The organism is Pelistega suis, from assembly GCF_013133795.1.
Lineage (GTDB): Bacteria > Pseudomonadota > Gammaproteobacteria > Burkholderiales > Burkholderiaceae_B > Taylorella > Taylorella suis.
Genome location: NZ_JABGBN010000010.1, coordinates 1 through 20,670, shown reverse-complemented (window position 1 = coordinate 20,670; position 20,670 = coordinate 1). Strand labels below are relative to the sequence as shown.

General features: G+C 40.0%; 21 protein-coding genes. 14 read left to right on the top strand and 7 right to left on the bottom strand.

Going from position 1 to position 20,670, the window contains the following annotated elements:
* The first annotated feature begins 2 nt into the window (after positions 1-2).
* From HKX39_RS10000 to HKX39_RS09990, 3 genes are all read left to right on the top strand, one after another.
* Positions 3-1,619, top strand: a complete 1,617-nt coding sequence (locus HKX39_RS10000) for a type I restriction-modification system subunit M (RefSeq protein WP_171681185.1) — start codon at positions 3-5, stop codon at positions 1,617-1,619.
* 429 nt (positions 1,620-2,048) lie between these two features.
* The gene (locus HKX39_RS09995; RefSeq protein WP_171681184.1) at positions 2,049-2,276 is read left to right on the top strand and encodes a hypothetical protein; all 228 of its coding nucleotides are present in this window, start codon (positions 2,049-2,051) and stop codon (positions 2,274-2,276) included.
* 41 nt (positions 2,277-2,317) lie between these two features.
* The gene (locus HKX39_RS09990; protein WP_171681203.1) at positions 2,318-2,794 is read left to right on the top strand and encodes a restriction endonuclease subunit S; all 477 of its coding nucleotides are present in this window, start codon (positions 2,318-2,320) and stop codon (positions 2,792-2,794) included.
* Positions 2,795-2,812: 18 nt separating this feature from the next.
* Here HKX39_RS09990 and HKX39_RS09985 read toward each other — a convergent pair whose 3' ends face one another.
* Both HKX39_RS09985 and HKX39_RS09980 read right to left on the bottom strand, forming a co-directional pair.
* Positions 2,813-3,739 (bottom strand): site-specific integrase, encoded by a 927-nt coding sequence (locus tag HKX39_RS09985; RefSeq protein WP_171681183.1) that lies wholly within the window; start codon positions 3,737-3,739, stop codon positions 2,813-2,815.
* Positions 3,740-3,782: 43 nt separating this feature from the next.
* The gene (locus HKX39_RS09980; protein ID WP_171681182.1) at positions 3,783-4,265 is read right to left on the bottom strand and encodes a restriction endonuclease subunit S; all 483 of its coding nucleotides are present in this window, start codon (positions 4,263-4,265) and stop codon (positions 3,783-3,785) included.
* A 168-nt stretch (positions 4,266-4,433) separates the two neighbouring features.
* On the opposite strand from HKX39_RS09980, the gene serA reads away from it, so the two are divergent.
* Positions 4,434-5,663, top strand: a complete 1,230-nt coding sequence (gene serA / locus HKX39_RS09975) for a phosphoglycerate dehydrogenase (protein ID WP_171681181.1) — start codon at positions 4,434-4,436, stop codon at positions 5,661-5,663.
* Positions 5,664-5,760: 97 nt separating this feature from the next.
* Here serA and HKX39_RS09970 read toward each other — a convergent pair whose 3' ends face one another.
* Positions 5,761-6,738 carry a TRAP transporter substrate-binding protein gene (locus HKX39_RS09970; protein WP_171681180.1) on the bottom strand — a complete coding sequence of 326 codons (978 nt, stop codon included), beginning with the start codon at positions 6,736-6,738 and terminating at the stop codon, positions 5,761-5,763.
* Between the two features lie 182 nt (positions 6,739-6,920).
* On the opposite strand from HKX39_RS09970, the gene rocF reads away from it, so the two are divergent.
* From rocF to HKX39_RS09955, 3 genes are read left to right on the top strand one after another with little or no spacing between them, the layout of a single operon-like run.
* Positions 6,921-7,835: an arginase gene (rocF, locus tag HKX39_RS09965; RefSeq protein ID WP_171681179.1), complete on the top strand. Its 915-nt coding sequence runs from the start codon at positions 6,921-6,923 to the stop codon at positions 7,833-7,835.
* Positions 7,835-8,272: a PACE efflux transporter gene (locus HKX39_RS09960; protein ID WP_171681178.1), complete on the top strand. Its 438-nt coding sequence runs from the start codon at positions 7,835-7,837 to the stop codon at positions 8,270-8,272. The genes rocF and HKX39_RS09960 overlap by 1 nt, the downstream gene beginning before the upstream one ends.
* Positions 8,273-8,277: 5 nt before the next feature.
* Entirely contained in the window at positions 8,278-8,523 is a 246-nt protein-coding gene (locus tag HKX39_RS09955; RefSeq protein WP_216605091.1) for a DUF1289 domain-containing protein, read from the top strand.
* Here HKX39_RS09955 and HKX39_RS09950 read toward each other — a convergent pair.
* Entirely contained in the window at positions 8,520-9,680 is a 1,161-nt protein-coding gene (locus HKX39_RS09950) for an acyl-CoA dehydrogenase family protein (protein ID WP_171681177.1), read from the bottom strand. The two genes, HKX39_RS09955 and HKX39_RS09950, sit on opposite strands and share 4 nt — an antisense overlap.
* Positions 9,681-9,794: 114 nt before the next feature.
* On the opposite strand from HKX39_RS09950, the gene HKX39_RS09945 reads away from it, so the two are divergent.
* The 3 genes from HKX39_RS09945 to HKX39_RS09935 are packed head-to-tail and all read left to right on the top strand — an operon-like array spanning position 9,795 to position 12,633.
* Positions 9,795-10,622: an HTD2 family dehydratase gene (locus HKX39_RS09945; protein WP_425500278.1), complete on the top strand. Its 828-nt coding sequence runs from the start codon at positions 9,795-9,797 to the stop codon at positions 10,620-10,622.
* Positions 10,623-10,633: 11 nt separating this feature from the next.
* On the top strand, positions 10,634-11,821 hold the full coding sequence (locus tag HKX39_RS09940) for a CaiB/BaiF CoA transferase family protein (RefSeq protein WP_171681175.1): 1,188 nt from the start codon (positions 10,634-10,636) through the stop codon (positions 11,819-11,821).
* The gene (locus tag HKX39_RS09935; RefSeq protein WP_171681174.1) at positions 11,821-12,633 is read left to right on the top strand and encodes an HpcH/HpaI aldolase/citrate lyase family protein; all 813 of its coding nucleotides are present in this window, start codon (positions 11,821-11,823) and stop codon (positions 12,631-12,633) included. Before HKX39_RS09940 ends, HKX39_RS09935 begins: the two co-directional genes overlap by 1 nt.
* Here the strand turns inward: HKX39_RS09935 and HKX39_RS09930 are convergent.
* Genes HKX39_RS09930 through HKX39_RS09920 form a run of 3 tightly spaced genes read right to left on the bottom strand, consistent with a single transcriptional unit; the run spans position 12,605 to position 16,753 of the window.
* Positions 12,605-14,926, bottom strand: coding sequence for a CHASE2 domain-containing protein (locus tag HKX39_RS09930; RefSeq protein WP_171681173.1), 2,322 nt, complete (start codon positions 14,924-14,926; stop codon positions 12,605-12,607). The genes HKX39_RS09935 and HKX39_RS09930 overlap by 29 nt on opposite strands.
* 31 nt (positions 14,927-14,957) lie before the next feature.
* The gene (locus tag HKX39_RS09925) at positions 14,958-16,052 is read right to left on the bottom strand and encodes a FecR family protein (RefSeq protein ID WP_171681172.1); all 1,095 of its coding nucleotides are present in this window, start codon (positions 16,050-16,052) and stop codon (positions 14,958-14,960) included.
* Positions 16,053-16,060: 8 nt separating this feature from the next.
* A complete protein-coding gene (locus HKX39_RS09920; RefSeq protein WP_171681171.1) occupies positions 16,061-16,753 on the bottom strand; it encodes a response regulator transcription factor in 693 nt (230 codons plus the stop codon).
* 409 nt (positions 16,754-17,162) lie between these two features.
* On the opposite strand from HKX39_RS09920, the gene rpsL reads away from it, so the two are divergent.
* From rpsL to HKX39_RS09900, 4 genes are all read left to right on the top strand, one after another.
* On the top strand, positions 17,163-17,540 hold the full coding sequence (gene rpsL / locus HKX39_RS09915) for a 30S ribosomal protein S12 (RefSeq protein ID WP_023950745.1): 378 nt from the start codon (positions 17,163-17,165) through the stop codon (positions 17,538-17,540).
* Positions 17,541-17,711: 171 nt separating this feature from the next.
* On the top strand, positions 17,712-18,182 hold the full coding sequence (gene rpsG / locus HKX39_RS09910; RefSeq protein WP_171681170.1) for a 30S ribosomal protein S7: 471 nt from the start codon (positions 17,712-17,714) through the stop codon (positions 18,180-18,182).
* A 15-nt stretch (positions 18,183-18,197) separates the two neighbouring features.
* Complete coding sequence (gene fusA / locus HKX39_RS09905) at positions 18,198-20,303, top strand: elongation factor G (RefSeq protein WP_171681169.1); 2,106 nt, start codon at positions 18,198-18,200, stop codon at positions 20,301-20,303.
* A gap of 86 nt (positions 20,304-20,389) precedes the next feature.
* A partial coding sequence (locus HKX39_RS09900; RefSeq protein ID WP_246226131.1) for a GTP-binding protein occupies positions 20,390-20,670 on the top strand: 281 nt, incomplete at its 3' end.

The window sequence follows — 20,670 nt, the reverse complement described above, 5'->3', positions numbered from 1 at the left end:
CAATGAGTAATGTACAAACAATCACCAGCAAACTCTGGGCTATGGCTAATGAATTACGAGGCACAATGGATGCATCAGAATATAAAAACTATATTCTTGCTTTTATGTTTTATCGTTATTTATCAAAACATCAAGAGCAATACTTGGTGGATAACCATATTCTTGATATTGCACCAGGTCAAACAGTTAATGATGCTTACCTTGCTCAAGCGATGGGTGAGGAACTAAAGGACTATTTGGAGGATATTTCTGCTGCGTTGGGTTATGCGATTAATCCAGAGGATACATGGGATTCTCTAATGCAGAAGATTCACAACGCCGAAGTTATGCCAAGTGATTATCAAGCATTATTTGATAACTTTAATCAAAATGCGAACTTAAATGAGAATGCATTGGCTGATTTTCGAGGAGTATTTAATGATCTTAACTTAGGCGATTCTCGCCTGGGTAATTCAACTAATGAGCGTGCAAAATCTTTGGGTAATATCGTGAAATTGGTAGATGATATTGAATACAAAGATGATAATGGCAGGGATATTCTTGGTGAAATTTATGAATACTTGATTGGACAATTTGCCGCTAATGCAGGTAAAAAAGGAGGAGAGTTTTATACTCCTCATCAAGTGTCTAAGATTTTGGCAAAATTAGTGACCCTTGATGTGCCAGATAATCGAGATAACTTTTTTGTATATGACCCTACAATGGGTTCGGGCTCTTTATTGTTGACAGTGGGTAATGAGTTACCTAAATCGAAACCCATCAAATATTATGGACAAGAGCTTAATACAACGACCTATAACTTAGCTCGGATGAATTTAATGATGCATGGGGTCTCTTATAAAAATATGACCCTTTCGAATGCGGATACGTTAGAGGCAGATTGGCCAGACGGAATAGATGCTCAAGGAGTAGACCAACCATTATGTCGTTTTGATGCGGTAGTAGCGAATCCTCCTTATTCAGCAAATTGGGATAATCACGAGCGAAAACTAAAAGATGCACGCTTTCAACCATTTGGAGCATTGGCACCAGCTTCCAAGGCAGATTATGCTTTTATTTTGCATAGTTTGTACCATTTGGGTGAACAAGGAACAATGGCGATTGTATTGCCTCATGGAGTGTTGTTCCGTGGAGCGGCGGAAGGTAAAATCCGTAAAGCATTAATTGGTGATACTTCAACAAATGCACAAGGTAATTATCTAGATGCAGTAATTGGTTTGCCTGCTAACTTGTTCTATGGGACAAGTATTCCAACTACGATTTTAGTTTTTAAGAAGAATCGTAAAACTAGAGATATTCTCTTTATTGACGCAAGTCAGCATTTTGAAAAAGGCAAAAATCAAAATCGTTTGACGGATGAACATGTAAAACGCATTATAGATACCTATCGCAAGAGGGAAAATGTAGAAAAATATGCATATGTCGCTTCTCTTGAAGAAATTATTGAGAATGACTACAACCTTAATATTCCGCGTTATGTAGATACTTTTGAGGAAGAGCAGGTCATTGATATTGATGAGGTGTTAAAACAGCTTCAACAAAATCAGCAAGAAATCGAGCAATTAGAAAAAGAGCTGAATGAGCAATTTAAACAGTTGGGGATTAGCTTACCGGAGTAATGGTTATCATAGAATAGTGTGAAATAGTCACTAATTATACTCATAATGCATAATTAGCTATTTTATTAGCTAATTATTTATCTTGAGTATAATTTGTGGCTAATTGCTTTGGGGAGGTATTAAGCGAGTGGATGTATTGGAAGTAGGAGTGTGCTGAGACAAAGGTAGATTTGATACCCAAAGTCAGAGATTTAATGCATCAAATCGCAATGGATAACCTATCAAGTCTATTACTTCTTGATGAGATTCAAGAGCTGATTCGAATTTAGGAGATGGAGGGATTAGTGCGTTCTTTACGCACAGGCCTCGATATGTATCAACCGAAAATAAAGACTATTTTTACCGGAAGTAGTGCTAATGACTTACGCATGATGTTTAACAATAGCAAGGCACTTTTTTCATTTTGCTCATGAAATCGACTTTCCCGTTATGGGGAGAGATTTCTCTGATTTCTTGGCAGATATTTATCATCAAAGAACCAGTAAAGAATTAGATAAAGAGGCACTCTATCAGATTTTTGAAAAAGTACATCATACCCCATTGTATCTACGTACTAGTCAAATACAAGTCAGTGTGCGTAAATTAGAACGTAAGAATTTACTAGCCAGTTATGGTCATGGCGGATGGTATATCAACCCACCGATGTTTACGACTTAGTTAAAAAGCCAGGCGCTATAAGAGGCATTTAGTTATCTAATCTGACGGACGCTTGGGAACAGCGAAAGTTGGGGGAGGTTTTTAAGTATGAACAACCCACAAAGTATATTGTAAAGAGTACAGATTATGATAATAACTATAAAACTCCTGTTTTAACAGCTGGGCAATCTTTCATTCTAGGTTACACAAACGAAACAGAAGGAATAAAAGATGCAACAGCAAAACATCCAGTCGTAATTTTTGATGACTTCACCACTTCATCGCATTACGTTGATTTTTCATTCAAAATTAAGAGTTCAGCAATGAAACTTTTGAGCGTAATAAATGAAAATTTTAATACCATATACGCTTTTTATTTATTAAAAAACATTGCTTATGTTCCTTCTAATCACGAACGGCATTGGATTTCTATTTTCTCAAATTTTGATGTAAAAATAGCATCCCTACAAGAACAACAAAAAATTGGATCCTTTTTCGCCTTATTTGAGCGTTACATCACCATTCATCAGCGTAAGTGAATGAGAAGATATTAATAATTAGCTTAAATTAGATAATGAACGCATCACAATATCAATATCTCTATTTTCTAACTCTTGAATAATATGCAAATAAGTTTTTTGTGTTGTGGTCATATTAGAGTGTCCTAGACGTCTTGCCACGCTTGCTATAGATACGCCTGCAAACAAAAGAAGAGAAGCATGTGTATGTCTTAATCCATGCAGTGAAATGATAGGGATATTGGCTTTCTTGCAATGTCTAGTAAGAACACTATTAACTGTTGAATTAAAAATCTTCTTTTTGGCAAAAATAGGTTCATCTTCAATTTTATTTTTAACCAGCTCTGAAAACTGAACAATAGTTTGCCAATCAAGAGGGATTTTTCTCACTGAAGAGCGATTTTTTGTCGGTTGAAACCCTCCCCCCTCTTTGTAATTCCACGTTTTATTAATTGAAAGTGTTTGATGAGAGAAATCAAAATCTTTTGGAGTTACTGCTAATGCCTCTGAAAAACGCATTCCTGTTTTTGCAATTAATAAAATAAACCAATCCCAGTTAAGCTCTCCTTTGAGATTAAGTTTTGTAATTAATGTTTGTAACTCAAATTGATTTAAATATTTAGGTTTTTTGATTCGAGGTGGACGCCCTTTTATGACAGCCTTTCTAGTGGGGTCTCTTGATAAAAGACCCTCATCAACAGCGTCTAAAATAGCTCCTTTAAGTTGGTGATGAAAGTCCATTGTCGTTTGTTTTTCATGATGATGCGCATATTCATTAAGGAGTTGCTGATAAGTAATGCGATTAAGGTCGCACAATAGGAGATTGGGACTCAGTTTCTTAATCCACTCCAAGGTAAGTAAGTATTTTGCCATAGTGACTTTTCTAATAGCTCCTTCTTTATAAACATGAATCCAGCGTGAATAGTATTGATGAAAAAGTTCTTGATTTACTTCAGTTTTTGACATGATTATTTATTCCTATGAAATATAGTTTGCAAAACTATGTGTTTCACTTACGCTGATGAATGGTGATGTAACGGTCAAGCTGGGCGAAAAAGTCACCGATTTTTTGTTGTTCTTCTAAGTTATCTGTAAATGAAATATCTTGTTCAGATAAGATAGAAAAATATCTTTTATACCCTTCACTACTCGGTTTATATTTTTCTAATAATGTATAAAGATAATATCCGTTAGTGCTATTTATACCTTTTAAAATTCTTACGCCGTCAGTAGCTACAAAAAATGGCTTATTAGGTTTATATAACGATAATGTGTGATCACCAAAAATAACAACACTCTCAAAATTTTTATAAGGTTCTCCGTTTGCAAAACCAACTACTGGATCACTTCCTTGTTGGATAATTTCATATATCCCTTTTGGTTCATCTTTTTTCAAATATTTTTTAAATGGTATAGCCTCTAGAATTCCTCCCAACTTTCGCTGTTCCCAAGCGTTGGGTAATATAGCAACCTCAAATTTCCCGATTGTCATCTAAAGAGTAAAAATTTTTAAATAAACTTATCCTTAAAAGGTAGTTATATAACAGATAAGCATAAAAAGTTTCCATCACAAGCGTTAACTATTTATCTCCCTAATGTAACCTGATATGATAAGAGCTCTTAGGTTTTGATTTTTCACCACAACAACGTAGGTTTTAGCATGGAAAAACTATCTTTAGATAAAAGCAAAATTAAAATCGTCTTATTAGAAGGCGTACACCCTAATGCACTCGATGTGCTTAGTGCTAATGGTTATACCAATATTGAATTTCATAAAAAGGCGTTAGAAGGTCAAGCATTAATTGATGCAATTTCTGAGGCACATTTTATTGGTATTCGTTCTCGTACACAGCTTACTGAAGAAGTTTTATCCCATGCTAAAAAACTTATCGGTATTTCGTGTTTTTGTATCGGTACCAATCAAGTTGACCTAGATGCGGCGGCTAAGCGAGGTATTCCTGTCTTTAATGCACCTTTCTCAAACACACGGTCAGTAGCGGAGCTTGTGTTAGGAGAGATGATTTTACTCATGCGTAAAATTCCAGAGGCAAATGCACAGGTTCACCGTGGTGAATGGAATAAATCTGCGGATGGTTGCCATGAAGTACGCGGTAAGAAACTTGGGATCGTGGGTTATGGTCATATCGGGACTCAAGTGAGCGTATTGGCTGAAGCATTGGGCATGGAAGTATTATTCTATGATATTGAGACAAAATTACCGCTTGGTAATGCACGACCAGTTGCTAATTTAAGCGAATTATTGGCGCAGAGTGACATCGTGACACTGCATGTACCAGAAGATGACGGTACTAAGAACTTGATGAGTGCGGAGCGTATCGCTCAGATGAAGCAAGGCGCGATTTTAATCAATGCATCGCGTGGTACAGTGGTGGATATTGATGCATTAGCGCAAGCACTTGAGGATAAACGTCTTAATGGTGCAGCAATTGACGTATTCCCTGTAGAGCCTAAATCAAATCAAGAGGAGTTCTTATCGCCTTTACGTAAGTTTGATAATGTTATCCTGACACCGCATATTGGTGGTTCAACAGTAGAAGCACAAGGTAATATCGGTATCGAAGTGGCGAGCAAGATTGTCCGTTACTCAGACAATGGTTCAACATTATCTGCGGTGAATTTCCCTGAGGTATCTCTACCAGAAAACAAAGGGGCCAGCCGTTATATGCATATCCACGTTAATAAGCCAGGTGTATTAACGAGTCTGAATAAGGTATTCACTCAAGACGGTGTTAATATCGTGGGTCAATACTTACAAACGAACGCAAATATTGGTTATGTTGTAATCGATGTTGAGAAAAATGATAAAACGGATATTCTTGATCAGTTAAAAGCTATTGAGGGTACGATTAAGACACGCGTGTTGTACTAATTAGCACGATTTTCTATTTATAAGCGTAAGAGCTCCTAAGTGATTTTTGCTTAGGAGCTTTTTCTTTTAAATAACTCTTTGAGGTGAGCGAAATTATTTACTGAGCAACAATTTGCTCAATTAAGTCCTTAGAGTAGCGTTTATAGTATTCTGGGTAAATTTCTTTAACGATATTCGCAAACGCTTGTTTATCTACGTCTTCAGTTACTATCATGCCAGCTTCTTTAAGGCTTGCAATGCCAGATTGCTCAATCTCATCAACAAACTTTCTCATTGCTTTAGCAGCATCTTGGCTTGCTATTTTAAGTGTATTTTTCTCTGCCGAAGTAAGGGAATTATAAAAAGAAGGTGAAAATATAACGAGAGCAGGTGAATAGACATGACCAGTAAGGGCAAGATGTTTTTGTACTTGATTGAGTTTCATTGATGCAATCACAGAGATTGGATTTTCTTGACCATCTACGGTGCCTTGTTGTAGCGCTGGCTGTACTTCTGGCCATGCCATTGGTGTTGCTAGAATACCTAGGTGTTTAAATGCCATAATATGTACAGGATTTTCTGTTGTACGAATTTTAAGGCTCTTGGTATCGGTAGGTGTTTTAATCACTAATTTATTGTTAGTGATATGACGAAATCCTTGATCCCCCCAAGCTAGTGCAATAATATTGCGTTTAGGAAATTCCTCCAGCATTTGCTGCCCAATCTTACCGTCTAAAATACTTCGTGCATGGGCTAGATCTTTAAATAAGAAAGGGATATCTAAAACACCGACTTGTGGAACAAAATTTAGAACCGCACCCGTAGATAGGATAGCAGCATCAATAGTGCCTAGCTGAACTCCCTCAATAACTTCACGTTCTCCTCCCAAAGCACTATTGGCAAAATGCTCAACTTTAAATTTTTCGGGTAGTGCCTGCTTGAGCGACTCCTCAAGTGCAGTTGCAGCTACACCATAATGCGATTCCTTAGATAAGGCATTGGCTAGCTTTATAGACTTTTCTGCTAAGGCGGGGGTGAGAAAGGTACTACTTATAAGACAGCTAAGTAATAATTTGCGTAACCATGTGTTTTTCATTATGTTTCCATCTCAGGAGCATTAATTGTCATAATATAAGGCTAAAGGTATGATGTGTAAACAGTCTATATGCCTCTAATGATTCGCGTATGAAATATTTAACATTATGTTTAAAAAGTAGTCATTTTCAATCGCTTAGGCTATGATGAGGGAATTAATAACATCACAAATCGAGTGGGAAAATGCTAAAAAAGATTAGTTTAATTGGCGTACCAACAGATGTTGGGGCGGGTCATCGTGGTTCTAGTATGGGACCGGAAGCACTACGTGTAGCAGGCATTACGCAAATGTTGGAACGTATGGGACTTGAGGTGCATGATATGGGTAATCTGCATGGACCTGCTAATCCTTTTACTAAGCCTGTTGATGGTTATCGTCATTTGGAGCAGGTGATTGAGTGGAATCAATTAGCACATGACGCCATTTATGCTGAGTTAAAACGTGGTCATATGCCGATTATGCTTGGTGGAGATCACTGTCTAGGTGCAGGGTCAATTAGTGCGGTGGCGCGTCATTGTCGTGAACAAAATAAAGAGCTGCGTATTATCTGGTTAGATGCCCATACTGATTTTAATACGGCAGAAATTACGCCTTCCGGAAATATGCACGGCATGCCAGTGGCTTGTTTGTTTGGTCATGGACCTAAAGCCTTGGTTGAGATGTCAGGACATGTGCCAACCTTAGAAGCAAAAAACATTTATCAAATCGGTATTCGTAGCGTGGATGAGGGGGAAAAACACTTTATCCATGAGGCGGGTATCCGTGTTTTTGATATGCGTTATATTGATGAAGTGGGTATGCGTCATACAATGGAAAAAGCCCTAGAAGGCTTAAATGATAATATCCATTTGCATGTAAGCTTTGATGTGGATTTCTTAGATCCTGAAATAGCACCAGGTGTTGGTACAACGGTGCGCGGTGGTCCTAATTATCGTGAGGCTCAACTGTGCATGGAGATGATTGCCGATACAGGACGTATGGCCTCTTTAGATATTGTTGAATTAAATCCCGCATTAGATGTGCGTAATTTAACAGCGAATATTGCGGTTGAATTAGTAGAAAGCTTGTTTGGTAAAAATACCTTAGTGAGACCTTAATGAGTAGTGTTAATGAGGTTTACCATAAAAGTGTGGGAGAACGATTTTTTTATGCCTTGCTTTTTGAAGTCTTAGGGATTGGCATGTCGACAGCACTAGGTATCTGGCTTTTTGATCATAGTGCTTTGGATATGGGTGTTGTCACGGTTGTGATTGCTATCATGGCACTACTTTTAAATATGAGTTACAACGCACTTTTTGATCATATCCTACGAAAACGAGGTCTAACCAAAACAACTATCGTACGTACTTTGCATGCGATAGGTTTTGAGACGACCCTTTTTATGATGACCATCCCTTTTATTATGTGGTACCTTGGGATTGGTTTATGGGAGGCGATTGTTTTAGATATCGTCTTTATTCTCTTTTATCTTCCTTATACGTATGTATTTAATTTGGCTTACGATATTATTCGTAGCAAGCTGATAAAAGGTTAGTGCTGATGGAACAGCTTGAGTTTTTTGATATTCCAAGTCCTTGTGTTAACGTTTGTCAATCTAATGAAAAGGGATATTGCTTAGGCTGTTACCGCACGCGAGATGAGCGGTTTTATTGGCAACAATTATCCGCTACTCAAAAAAGAACTGTCTTAAAAGCTTGTCGGTTTCGTCGTTTTAAGGCTTATAAAGAGCAATTGAATTCGCTACAAGAAACCATTCTCGAAAATGAGAATCTAACGCTTTTTTAGAAACTACGAGGTAAACCAAGAACGTGCTCAGCCACATAGGAATAAATAAGGTTGGTGGATATAGGTGCTACTTGATAAAGACGAGTTTCTCTAAATTTGCGTTCAATATCGTATTCATTGGCAAAGCCAAATCCTCCATGAAATTGTAAGCATGCATTGGCCGCTTCCCAAGATGCTTCTGAGGCCAGTAGTTTAGCCATATTCGCTTGCGTGCCCATCGGTAGATGTGCATCAAAACGACGACTTGCCTCGTAACGCATAAGACTGGCGGCCTCAATATTAATAAAAGCTTTTGCGATAGGAAATTGAACGCCTTGGTTTTGACCGATGGGGCGACCAAAAACTTTTCGTTCTTTTGCGTATTGCGTGACCTTATCGATAAACCAATAACCATCACCAATACATTCAGCAGCGATTAATGTTCGTTCAGCATTCAGTCCGTCTAGAATATACTTAAAGCCTTTACCTTCTTCACCAATAAGATTTTCCTCGGGGATCTCTAAATTATCAAAAAATAGCTCATTGGTTTCGTGGTTAACCATATTGGGTATGGGGTGAACGGTCATTCCTTGTTGGATGGCTTGAGCAATATCGACTAGGAAAATGGACATTCCTTCTGATTTTTTCTTTACTTGATCTAAAGGTGTGGTACGAGCTAGAAGAATCATAAGGTCACTGTGTTGAACACGAGAAATCCATACTTTTTGACCATTAATCACATAACGACCATCTTTTTTGATGGCCGTAGTTTTAATTTTTGTTGTATCTGTACCAGTGGTCGGTTCTGTGACGGCCATGGATTGTAAGCGTAGTGATCCGTCTGCAATGAGAGGAAGGTAGCGTTCTTTTTGTGCTTTAGACCCATGGCGTAAGATAGTCCCCATATTGTACATTTGACCATGACAAGCTCCAGAGTTACCACCATTGCGATTAATTTCTTCCATAATCACCGTTGCCTCTGTCAAACTCAGACCTGAACCACCATATTCTTGAGGAATGAGTGCCGCTAACCAACCTGCTTTTGTGAGCGCTTCAACAAAAGCTTCAGGATAGGCTTTCTCTTCATCAATTTTGCGAAAGTATTCGGCGGGGAATTGCTGCATTAAATCACGGATAGCATCGCGGATATCGTTATAATTATTTTCAGTATCAGGCATGATAATTCTTCTCTTTGACTACAAAATAAATAGTTTGACTATGATGATAAGAAAATAGTCTACAAGCGATTAGATTGTATATATTATATAGAAATGACATATAAATAAGGGTGCATAATGCGTACAGATTGGTCACTATGGTTAGGTAAACAAGAGGTATATGAAGAGTTTATTAATCCCAGCCATATTAAAAAGATAGCTTTGAGTTTAAATGCAAACATTCCTCAGGATGGAGATGATTTGCCAGAATTGTGGCATTGGGCTTTATTTATTGATCCCCTAAGTCTGTCAGAATTAGGGGCTGATGGTCACCCTAAACGAGGTGGTTTTTTGCCCCCAGCAGATAATCGTAATCGTATGTGGGCAGGAGGGCGATTGCAATTTATTCGCCCTCTAGTGATTGGTCAGTTTGGTCGACGAGTATCTACTATCCAAGCGATTAAGGAAAAAGAAGGTAGTACAGGCAAATTATTGTTTGTTACTGTCAAGCATGAGTATTATCAGCATGATGAGCTTTGTATTTCTGAAGAACAAGATATTGTCTATCGTGAGCCGAGCCCACCTAAATTGACCGGCACAGAGCAAGCCACTGGAGCGGAGTGGTCAGAATACATTGAGCCTAGTAGTGTGATGTTATTTCGATATTCAGCGGTTACATTTAATGGTCATCGTATCCACTATGACTATCCTTATGCGACAGAACAAGAGGGTTATCCTGGTTTAGTGGTACATGGTCCGATGATTGCTACCTATGTTTTACATGGTTTCCGGCATGCACATCCAAACAAAAAGGTCACTTCTTTTTCTTTCCGTGGATTACGCCCCTTGATATGCCCTACGCCTTTTAGAGTAGAGGGTCGTATTACAGAAGAGGGTAAGGCAAGTGCATGGGCGCAACAAGAGGGTACTATCGCTCAGCAAGCAGAAGTATCGTTTGAATAGAAGGAAATAGCATGCAAACCAAAATGCCTTTGGAAGGAATAACCGTACTAAGCTTTGAGCATGCGATTGCCGCGCCTTTTTGCTCAAGGCAATTAGCGGATTTAGGGGCTCGTGTTATTAAAGTAGAACGTCCGGGAGAGGGGGATTTTGCACGTGCTTACGATACGCGAGTACAAGGCATGGCATCACATTTTGTGTGGACTAATCGTTCAAAAGAGAGCTTAACGTTAGATTTAAAAAGTGAAGAAGCCAAAGAGATTTTGCAGAGATTATTGCCTGAAGTTGATGTTGTTATCCAAAATCTCGCACCTGGTGCAGCCAAGCGATTAGGATTATCCTATGAGGATTTACATCAACAATATCCACGACTGATTGTTTGTGATATTTCGGGCTATGGTATTGGTGGATTGTATGAAAAGAAAAAGGCTTATGACTTATTAATTCAAAGTGAGTCTGGTTTTATTTCCGTCACAGGCACAAAAGAGAATATGGCAAAAGCAGGATGTTCTATTGCGGATATTGCCGCAGGCATGTATGCCTATAGTAATATTTTGTCAGCTTTACTGTTACGTGAGAAAACGGGAGAGGGTAGTCATATCGATTTATCGATGTTAGAGAGCATGGTGGAGTGGATGAGTTTTCCGCTGTATTATGCATTTGACGGAGCATCGCCTCCCGAAAGAGCGGGTGCTGCTCACGCGGCGATTTATCCCTATGGGCCTTTCGAAGTGGCGAATAAACAAACGGTGATGCTAGGTCTACAAAATGAGAGAGAGTGGAAGTCATTTTGTGAGTTAGTATTAGAAAAAGCAGAATTAAGTACACACCCGCTTTATCTAAATAATAGTTTGCGCCATCAAAATCGAGATAAATTAAAAGCAATTATCGACTCTGTATTGATGTCCTTATCAAAAGAGGAGATTATCAATCGATTAGAGAGAGCAGGTATTGCCAATGCGAGTGTTAATGATATGCATGGGGTATGGCAACATCCACAATTACAAGCGAGAAATCGTTGGACAACAGTCGATAGTCCTGTTGGTGAATTACCCGCACTTTTGCCACCAGGCAAGAACAATCAGTTTCATTATCGTATGGGGGCAATTCCTGCGCTTGGTGAGCATACATGGCAAATTCTAAAAAACTTAGAATTTAATGAAGAGCAGATTCAAAAAATGCAAGAAAAAGGAGTAATTTGATGTCGTTGATTCGTACCGCTTTATTTGTACCTGGGACTCGGATTGATAGGATTAGCAAAGCATTAGCAAGTGGTGCAGATGCCATTATTGTCGATTTAGAAGATGCGGTGGCAGCTGATGTTAAGGAGCAGGCACGCCAAGCCTTAGCGACTTTCTTACATGCGAATACGGACATATCGCTATGGGTACGTATCAATGGTGTTGATACCCCATGGTTTAACGATGATGTACAGTTTTGCAAAACCTATGCGCAAATTAGTGCGGTGATGTTACCTAAAACGACTGAAGCAGAGGATGTGGAGCGTGTTACCTCAATAGGAAAGCCGGTTTATCCGATTATTGAAAGTGCAAAAGGGATTGTGAATATTCCAAGTATTGTGAAAGTTAGCGGTGTTGCTAGACTTTCTTTTGGGGCATTAGATTTAGGGGTAGATTTGGGTCTAGATGATGAGAGTGAGGGCGCTAAATTATTACTGAATCAAATGCGTGCACAGATGGTTGTTCAAAGTCGTGCCGCAGGTATTGCGGCTCCCTTGGATGGTGTCTATCCTGATTTTAAAAATCCAGAAGGATTACGTCAAGCGATGCACTTTGCCAAAGGTATGGGTTTTGCGGGTGCTTTATGTATCCATCCTACACAAGTTGATATTATTCATCAGGTGATGCAGCCAACAGAACAAGAGCTAGTATGGGCTAAAGCTGTATTGGCAAAGGCAGAAGAAACGGGGCTTGCTGCCTTTGCTTTTGAGGGCAAGATGGTGGATTTACCTGTTTTTGAAAAAGCTAGACAGATTCTTCATCGTGCAGGATAGGTAGTCGAACGAAGAAGGTTGTTCCTACACCTTCTTCACTTTCTAAGGTGATATCGCCGTTGTGTCCATTAATAACAGTATGAACAAACGCCAATCCTAATCCCAAACCTGAAATACGTTTAACAACTTCCATTTGAGGGACGCGAGAGAATACTTGGAAAATACGAGAAAAATCCTCTTTTGCAATGCCGATACCCTGATCTGTAATACTGATTTTCCAGTAATCCTCATCTTGAGCGATATCAATGGTAATTTTCATCCCATCTTTACCATATTTAATGGCATTATCGATAAGGTTATTAAAGGCACGACTTAATAATGTACCGTCTGCCATCACATAACAGATTGGTATATCATGTGATAGCTGAATGGACATCTGACGTGATTTTGCCATTGACCAAAAATTATCAATGACGTTTTGCAAAAGATCATTCAGATTGATAGGGACAAGTTGATACGATGTATTTTTTGCACGAGCAAGGTATAAGAAGTTATCTACCAAGTTCAAGGTTGTGCGAGATAGCTGATTCACTTGCTGTAAAAAATCTTCTTTCGAAAGCTCTGTCTCCGGGTTTTGCTGCATTTTAATTAATGCTTGAATCGCACTTTGGGGTGCTCGCATATCGTGAGTAAGGAAGTGAATGGTTTGCTCTCGTTGGCGTTCTTCTTCACGGATACGACTTAAGTCAATGAGGGTGAGGATAAAGCCAGATACTGAACCATCTGACATATACGTATTAGTGAATTTTAAAAGAATATCGCGATTCTGTTTGTCTTTGAACTCTAGCTCTTCGCGTGCAAAGGTGCTGGGTTCAACCATATTTTGAGATGACCAACGGCGAATTTGTGCCAGAATTTCAGAGGTGCGCTCTTCATTATTAATGATTTGATTGAGAAAAGCAGGGAGTGCCTCTTGAGGAATAATTGTGGTACCTAACTCTGCAAAGTACCTTTCAGTAATGGCCGTAGTCAGTAAGAGCCGTTCTTGATAATCGAATACAGCAGAAGCATAAGGCATGCCGTCGAGACTATCGGTAATAAATTGACGTAAGTTACGTACGCGTGTGATGGCGGAGCGTAAGCGATTAATATGAGCATCAAAAGTATTTAGTCCGCCCGTTGAGGATGCGGGACTAGTAATATGAACATGCTCCATTGAGAGTAGAGAGCGCTCATTATCTAGCTCAGTAATCTCTCTATGCATTTGCTTGAGCACAAGTTCTTGCATTCTCCAGTTCCAGAGAGGGTAGACAAGGAGAATGACGATGAGACTCGGGTCTAGGCGAATCCATAGGTTACAGTATTTGAGGATAGCAAGATGGGTAGCTAGTAAAATAGCAACTAATGCTAAGCTTGCAAAAATAACATTGCGAGGAGAAAGCATTAGGACGATGATACAGTAACTAAGTACCCAAAATAGCGAAACAAGAAAAATGATGGTTGTATCAGCTTCTGTAATCCAGCGATTTTCAATCTCTGCTTGTAAACCATTAGCGAGGATTTCAACCCCTGACATATTAATACTTTCAGTAGAGGTAGGAGTAGGAAACTTATCCCCTAGACCTGTTGCCCACGCACCAATTAAGACGTACTTATCTTTAAACATATCTTCAGGTGCGCGTAAGTTGAGTACATCGGTATATGATACAGTTTGATAATGATTAGGGGGGCCTGCGTAGGGGATAGATACTCGAGAAGGCAGCTGCACTTTATCTAGCGTTTCAGGAGGTATTCCAGCAGCGAGTAACATAGCTAAACTGAAATGGTAGTTCGTATCAAAACCGTCAGAAGCCCAACGGTCTAATTTTCGTACAAGCCCGTCACTGGCAATGGGTACATTAATAAACCCGATTTGATTGGTTTCTTTTAATAATGGTGTGTCTGGTAGACTAGGTGGCTGACCTTCATTAAAAAAACTCGCTAAGACGACTCGACCATGTTCTTTAATTGCCTGAGCAAATTCCTTATCATCTTCTGGATGGTAAGACTCTCCTAGGAAGGAGATGTCATATCCTACAGCTTTGGCCTTTGTCAGCTGTCGTAATAGCTGAGCATGAAGAATGCGTCGCCAAGGCCAAGTACCAAGCTGTTCTAAGCTCTGGTCATCGATGGCAATGATGATAATATCTTTGCTTGCAGGACGATAATGAGAGTGACGTAGAGAAACGTCATATAAAAATCGATCCGCTGAGTAAACAGGGACTAAGTAGGTAATGAGAGCTGTGAGGATACTCACAAATAACGCTACTCCCAAGAACTCTCGGCGATAGCGGGAACTAAGGGAGTTATTCATAAAAATCAGCGTTATTTAAAGCCAGAAATGATTATTGTTGAGGAGGTTTTACTAATAGCGTAGAACCACCTGCAGCAGAATCACTTTCACTTGTGGTTGGCACAATGATTTGTTGGGTATTATCGGTACCAGACAAACCATCCTGATTTACAGCACGTACTTGAACATAGAACATAGATAAACTAGGTAGAGGTAGTGTTGCTGAAGATTTGTTTGGAAGATGGTGGCGTGTTAGCTCGATTAGACCTCGCTCATCTGCGGTATAACGCACGATATAACCTTGCATATCAGCACGTGTAGAAATATCAATGGCTAACGACGTGCCATCTAATTTGGCCGTATATTGAGGAGCTTCAGGGAGAGAGGATTGAATAATTTTTCCTGAAGATGAAATGATAGCCCCCTTGTTCGCAGGTAGGGCAGTTTCTTTTTTAGATTTAGCATTGGCGACAGCAGCCTTACCTGATAATAGCTCAACGATAGTATTACCATCTTGGTCAACACGACTACGTAAAGATGTACCACGAACGCCAGTAATGCTAACAGGTGTGCGGATTTCAAAACGGCCTACACCACCGTTATTGCTATCCACTTTTGCCGAAAACTCACCTTGTTCCGTTTTGAAAATAGCATCAATAAGTCCCGTACCTGAGAATTGGCGTAAACGCTGTACATATACAATACTCTCAGGAGCGATTGAAATGACATTGTCATTGCTTAATTTGAATGTTAGTGTACTATCAGCACCTGTTTTAATGCGTGATGCTTCAGTGATAGAAATATTTTTGTCTGCTGGTGAGTTATTAATGGTGACGTCACCGACGATGCTCGTAATGACACCTGAATCTGGATAAGTATCAATTAGAGAAAACGGAACTAGAATTTCTTTGCCGACAGGGACTTTATTATCTTGGCTAATTTTATTTACTGTTTTAATCTTACGCCAGTTACCCGGTTTACTGGTGAAGCGTTCTGCGACATCGCCAATAGTATCACCTGCTTGCATAATGTAAACAAAGTTCTCTCCTTTTGCTCCTGCTGGTTGTGCTTGTGCAGGAGAAAGAGATAAGGCAAAAGCAATGGAAGTACTTACCAACGCAAGAAATTTTTTAGTGAACAATTTCATAATTAAAATTAGTCTTGAACAAGCTCTAAGCGGTATCCCAGAGCGTAAGAAGCAACAATCTGTACACCATTTTCTGGATGAATTTTTAATTTTTGTCGTACATTGGATAAGTGTGTATCCAAGGTTCGTGAAGTCGCAGGGATTTCACGATTCCAGATGGTTGTACTCAAAGCGTCGCGCGAAAATAGGCGACCAATGTTACGGAAAAACAAGCTGGCTAACTCAAACTCTTTGGGAGCTAGGACGATTTGTTCTCCGTGTAAATAGACCTTACGCGCATTATTGTCGAAACGATATGGCCCTACAATAACTTCTGAAGGAACTTGAGTTGTCGGAGTATTGCGACGCAAGTTGGCATTTACACGAGCAGCCAGAATAGCAGGACTAAAAGGCTTGTGAATATAATCATCTGCACCTAGTTGGAATGCTTGTAATAAATCAGAATCTTCGGTGCGGTTTGTTAGGAAAATAACAGGAATCTGCGAACCGAGATTATTACGCACCCAGACTAGAATCTCAACACCAGTAACATCAGGAAGTTCCCAGTCTAAAATAAAAAGGTCGTAACGATTTGATTTGCTGAGTGCCGCAAGACATTCGCGACCACTGCTGAAGTGATGAACCTCATGCCCAGCCTGAGTGAGTGTTTGTTTAATCAAGCTAGCTTGAATTGGATCATCTTCTACGGAAGCAATAAGCATAATGTATCTACCAAGTTAAAAGTATAAAAGAACATGGAACGTATAAAAAACGCACTGCTCAGCCGCAAATTTTACAATTAGCAACCTTTAAACAGTGATTCTAACATAAATTCTTGAAAAACAAGAGAAATAAAGTACGACAACACATTGTTTTATAAGAAAGAAAAACCACAGTTTCATTGACGAAAGACTAAAAAAATGCTAAGGTGTCTGATTGCTAGTAAAAGGTTAGCGGATTTTTGCTACTTTTTGTTAGCGATATGGTGTATAGACTTAACCCATTTATACGCTTATTTGGTTGTTTTTCGAATTTTGTATTTGAAAAATTTTGAAATTTAGCTGAATACGTGCATTAAAGTCAGCACGTTAAACAGACATTAGATAAACAAATAATAGGACAAGTAAGGTCATGCCTACCATTAGTCAACTCGTGCGTAAGCCGCGCGAAACTAGCCGCGTAAGCAGCAAGAGCCCTGCTCTAGAAAACTGCCCGCAACGCCGTGGTGTTTGCACTCGTGTATACACTACTACTCCTAAAAAACCTAACTCAGCAATGCGTAAGGTTGCCAAAGTACGTCTAACTAACGGTTTTGAAGTAATTTCATATATCGGTGGTGAAGGCCATAACCTACAAGAGCACAGTGTTGTTCTCGTACGTGGCGGTCGTGTAAAAGACTTACCAGGTGTACGTTACCATATCGTACGTGGTTCTTTAGACCTTCAAGGTGTTAAAGACCGTAAACAAGCCCGTTCTAAATACGGTGCTAAACGTCCGAAGAAAGCTTAATTTAGTTAGAGTTTTTTTCATCAGCTTCCTGCCCGTGGGTGGTGAGCGTGCAGCCGCAGCTGCGTTACGAAATTTTTATACTGCGGTATGTAAGGGGCTGTTCTCGTTATTAGGCAGCCGTGGCCACGAAAGTGGTTCAACTGAAATAGTCACATAGAAAAGGAAGTAAAGATGCCTCGTCGTCGCGAAGTTCCCAAACGTGAGATTCTACCTGATCCAAAATTCGGTAGCGTAGAACTTGCTAAATTCATGAACGTTGTTATGCTATCTGGTAAAAAAGCAGTTGCAGAGCGTATCGTATACGGTGCGTTAGAACAAGTTGCTCAGAAAACTGGCAAAGAGCCTTTAGAAGTTTTCAACTTAGCCATCAACAACGTTAAACCAATCGTTGAAGTTAAAAGCCGCCGTGTTGGTGGTGCTAACTATCAAGTACCTGTAGAAGTACGTCCAGTTCGTCGTTTAGCATTAGCTATGCGCTGGGTACGTGAAGCTGCTAAAAAACGTGGCGAAAAATCAATGGATTTACGTCTAGCAGGTGAATTAATTGATGCATCAGAAGGTCGTGGTGCGGCAATGAAAAAACGTGAAGATACTCATAAAATGGCAGAAGCTAACAAAGCCTTCTCTCATTTCCGTTGGTAATCAAAGGATATTACAATGGCTCGTAAAACCCCAATTAGTCGCTACCGTAACATCGGTATTTCTGCGCACATTGACGCTGGTAAAACAACAACGTCAGAGCGTATTTTGTTCTACACAGGTGTAAACCACAAAATTGGTGAGGTACATGACGGTGCTGCAACCATGGACTGGATGGAACAAGAACAAGAGCGCGGTATTACGATTACGTCAGCGGCAACGACCGCTTTCTGGCGTGGTATGGGAAATAACTTCCCAGAACACCGCATCAACGTAATTGATACCCCAGGACACGTTGACTTCACGATTGAAGTTGAACGTTCTATGCGTGTACTTGACGGTGCGTGCATGGTATATTGTGCGGTAGGTGGTGTACAACCTCAATCTGAGACTGTATGGCGCCAAGCTAACAAATACCAAGTACCACGTTTAGCGTTCGTTAACAAAATGGACCGTACTGGTGCAAACTTCTTCAAAGTATACGATCAATTAAAGACTCGTTTACGTGCTAACCCAGTACCTATCGTAATCCCAATCGGTGCAGAAGACACATTCTCTGGTGTTGTTGATCTCATCAAAATGAAAGCGATTGTTTGGGATGAGGCTAGCCAAGGTACTAAATTCACTTACGAAGATATTCCAGCTGACTTAGTTGCTTCAGCAGAAGAGTGGCGTGAGAAATTAGTAGAAACAGCAGCGGAAGCTTCTGAAGATTTAATGAACAAATACTTAGAAGAAGGTTCATTATCAGAAGAGGATATCGTTAAAGCATTACGTCAACGTACGATTGCTTGCGAAATCCAACCAATGCTTTGCGGTACAGCGTTCAAAAACAAAGGTGTACAACGTATGTTGGACGCGGTTGTTGAGTTCTTACCAGCACCTACTGATATTCCTCCAGTACAAGGTGAAGACGAAGACGGTAACAAGATTGAACGTAAAGCAGATGACAAAGAGAAATTCTCTGCATTAGCGTTCAAATTGATGACTGACCCATTCGTAGGTCAATTAACGTTTATCCGTGTTTACTCTGGCGTGTTAAATTCTGGTGAAACAGTACTTAACTCAGTAAAAGGTAAAAAAGAGCGTATCGGTCGTATTTTACAGATGCACGCAAACAACCGTGAGGAAATTAAAGAAGTTCTTGCGGGTGACATTGCTGCTGTTGTGGGCTTAAAAGAAGTTACAACAGGTGAGACATTGTGTGATGTAGACGCTCCTATCGTTCTTGAGCGTATGGAATTCCCTGAGCCAGTAATTTCTCAAGCGGTTGAGCCAAAATCTAAGGCTGACCAAGAGAAAATGGGCTTAGCTCTTTCTCGTCTAGCACAAGAAGACCCTTCTTTCCGCGTTCGTTCAGACGAAGAATCTGGTCAAACCATCATCTCTGGTATGGGTGAGTTACACTTAGAGATTATCGTTGACCGTATGAAACGTGAGTTCAACGTTGAAGCTAACGTAGGTAAACCACAAGTTGCTTACCGTGAGACAATCCGCAAAACAGTGGAAGATGTTGAAGGTAAATTCGTTAAACAATCTGGTGGTCGCGGTCAATATGGTCACGTAGTTCTTAAATTAGAACCACTAGAGCCAGGTGGCGACGGTTACCAATTCGTTGACGAAATTAAAGGTGGTGTGGTTCCTCGTGAGTACATCCCTGCAGTAGACAAAGGTGTTCAAGAAACACTATCTGCGGGTGTGGTTGCAGGTTACCCAGTTGTTGACGTTAAAGTAACATTAACATTCGGTTCGTACCATGACGTGGACTCTAACGAGAATGCGTTCCGTATGGCTGCTTCTATGGCGTTCAAAGAGGGTATGCGTAAAGCTAGCCCAGTTCTTCTAGAGCCAATGATGGCTGTTGAAGTTGAAACACCAGAAGACTATGCGGGTACTGTGATGGGTGACTTATCATCTCGTCGTGGTATCGTTCAAGGTATGGACGACATGGTTGGTGGCGGTAAGATCATTAAAGCAGAGGTTCCTCTTGCTGAAATGTTCGGTTACGCAACTAACTTACGTTCACTAACACAAGGTCGTGCTACTTATACAATGGAATTCAAGCACTATGCTGAAGCACCTAAGAACGTAGCTGACGAAGTAATTAGTGCTCGTAGCAAATAATTAAAAAAGCGTGTGCCTTCTTCTATGTTATAATCGAAGGCACACATCATCATTTTTTCATACATAATTTATTGGATTTATAAATCATGGCAAAAGGTAAGTTTGAACGTACCAAACCGCACGTAAACGTAGGTACAATTGGTCACGTTGACCACGGTAAAACAACATTAACGGCAGCGATCACTACAGTATTAGCGAAAGAGTTCGGTGGTGAAGCGAAAGACTACTCACAAATTGACGCGGCTCCGGAAGAGCGTGCACGTGGTATTACGATTAATACAGCACACGTAGAGTACGAAACAGCAAACCGTCACTACGCACACGTAGACTGCCCAGGCCACGCTGACTATGTTAAGAACATGATTAC

What these genes read in the sequence shown, in the direction of transcription:
- HKX39_RS10000 (WP_171681185.1), top strand. Translation starts at nt 3, where the DNA reads ATGAGTAATGTACAAACAATCACCAGCAAACTCTGGGCTATGGCTAAT.
- HKX39_RS09995 (WP_171681184.1), top strand. Translation starts at nt 2,049, where the DNA reads ATGGGGAGAGATTTCTCTGATTTCTTGGCAGATATTTATCATCAAAGA.
- HKX39_RS09985 (WP_171681183.1), bottom strand. Translation starts at nt 3,739, where the DNA reads ATGTCAAAAACTGAAGTAAATCAAGAACTTTTTCATCAATACTATTCA.
- HKX39_RS09980 (WP_171681182.1), bottom strand. Translation starts at nt 4,265, where the DNA reads ATGACAATCGGGAAATTTGAGGTTGCTATATTACCCAACGCTTGGGAA.
- serA (WP_171681181.1), top strand. Translation starts at nt 4,434, where the DNA reads ATGGAAAAACTATCTTTAGATAAAAGCAAAATTAAAATCGTCTTATTA.
- HKX39_RS09970 (WP_171681180.1), bottom strand. Translation starts at nt 6,738, where the DNA reads ATGAAAAACACATGGTTACGCAAATTATTACTTAGCTGTCTTATAAGT.
- rocF (WP_171681179.1), top strand. Translation starts at nt 6,921, where the DNA reads ATGCTAAAAAAGATTAGTTTAATTGGCGTACCAACAGATGTTGGGGCG.
- HKX39_RS09960 (WP_171681178.1), top strand. Translation starts at nt 7,835, where the DNA reads ATGAGTAGTGTTAATGAGGTTTACCATAAAAGTGTGGGAGAACGATTT.
- HKX39_RS09955 (WP_216605091.1), top strand. Translation starts at nt 8,278, where the DNA reads ATGGAACAGCTTGAGTTTTTTGATATTCCAAGTCCTTGTGTTAACGTT.
- HKX39_RS09950 (WP_171681177.1), bottom strand. Translation starts at nt 9,680, where the DNA reads ATGCCTGATACTGAAAATAATTATAACGATATCCGCGATGCTATCCGT.
- HKX39_RS09940 (WP_171681175.1), top strand. Translation starts at nt 10,634, where the DNA reads ATGCAAACCAAAATGCCTTTGGAAGGAATAACCGTACTAAGCTTTGAG.
- HKX39_RS09935 (WP_171681174.1), top strand. Translation starts at nt 11,821, where the DNA reads ATGTCGTTGATTCGTACCGCTTTATTTGTACCTGGGACTCGGATTGAT.
- HKX39_RS09930 (WP_171681173.1), bottom strand. Translation starts at nt 14,926, where the DNA reads ATGAATAACTCCCTTAGTTCCCGCTATCGCCGAGAGTTCTTGGGAGTA.
- HKX39_RS09925 (WP_171681172.1), bottom strand. Translation starts at nt 16,052, where the DNA reads ATGAAATTGTTCACTAAAAAATTTCTTGCGTTGGTAAGTACTTCCATT.
- HKX39_RS09920 (WP_171681171.1), bottom strand. Translation starts at nt 16,753, where the DNA reads ATGCTTATTGCTTCCGTAGAAGATGATCCAATTCAAGCTAGCTTGATT.
- rpsL (WP_023950745.1), top strand. Translation starts at nt 17,163, where the DNA reads ATGCCTACCATTAGTCAACTCGTGCGTAAGCCGCGCGAAACTAGCCGC.
- rpsG (WP_171681170.1), top strand. Translation starts at nt 17,712, where the DNA reads ATGCCTCGTCGTCGCGAAGTTCCCAAACGTGAGATTCTACCTGATCCA.
- fusA (WP_171681169.1), top strand. Translation starts at nt 18,198, where the DNA reads ATGGCTCGTAAAACCCCAATTAGTCGCTACCGTAACATCGGTATTTCT.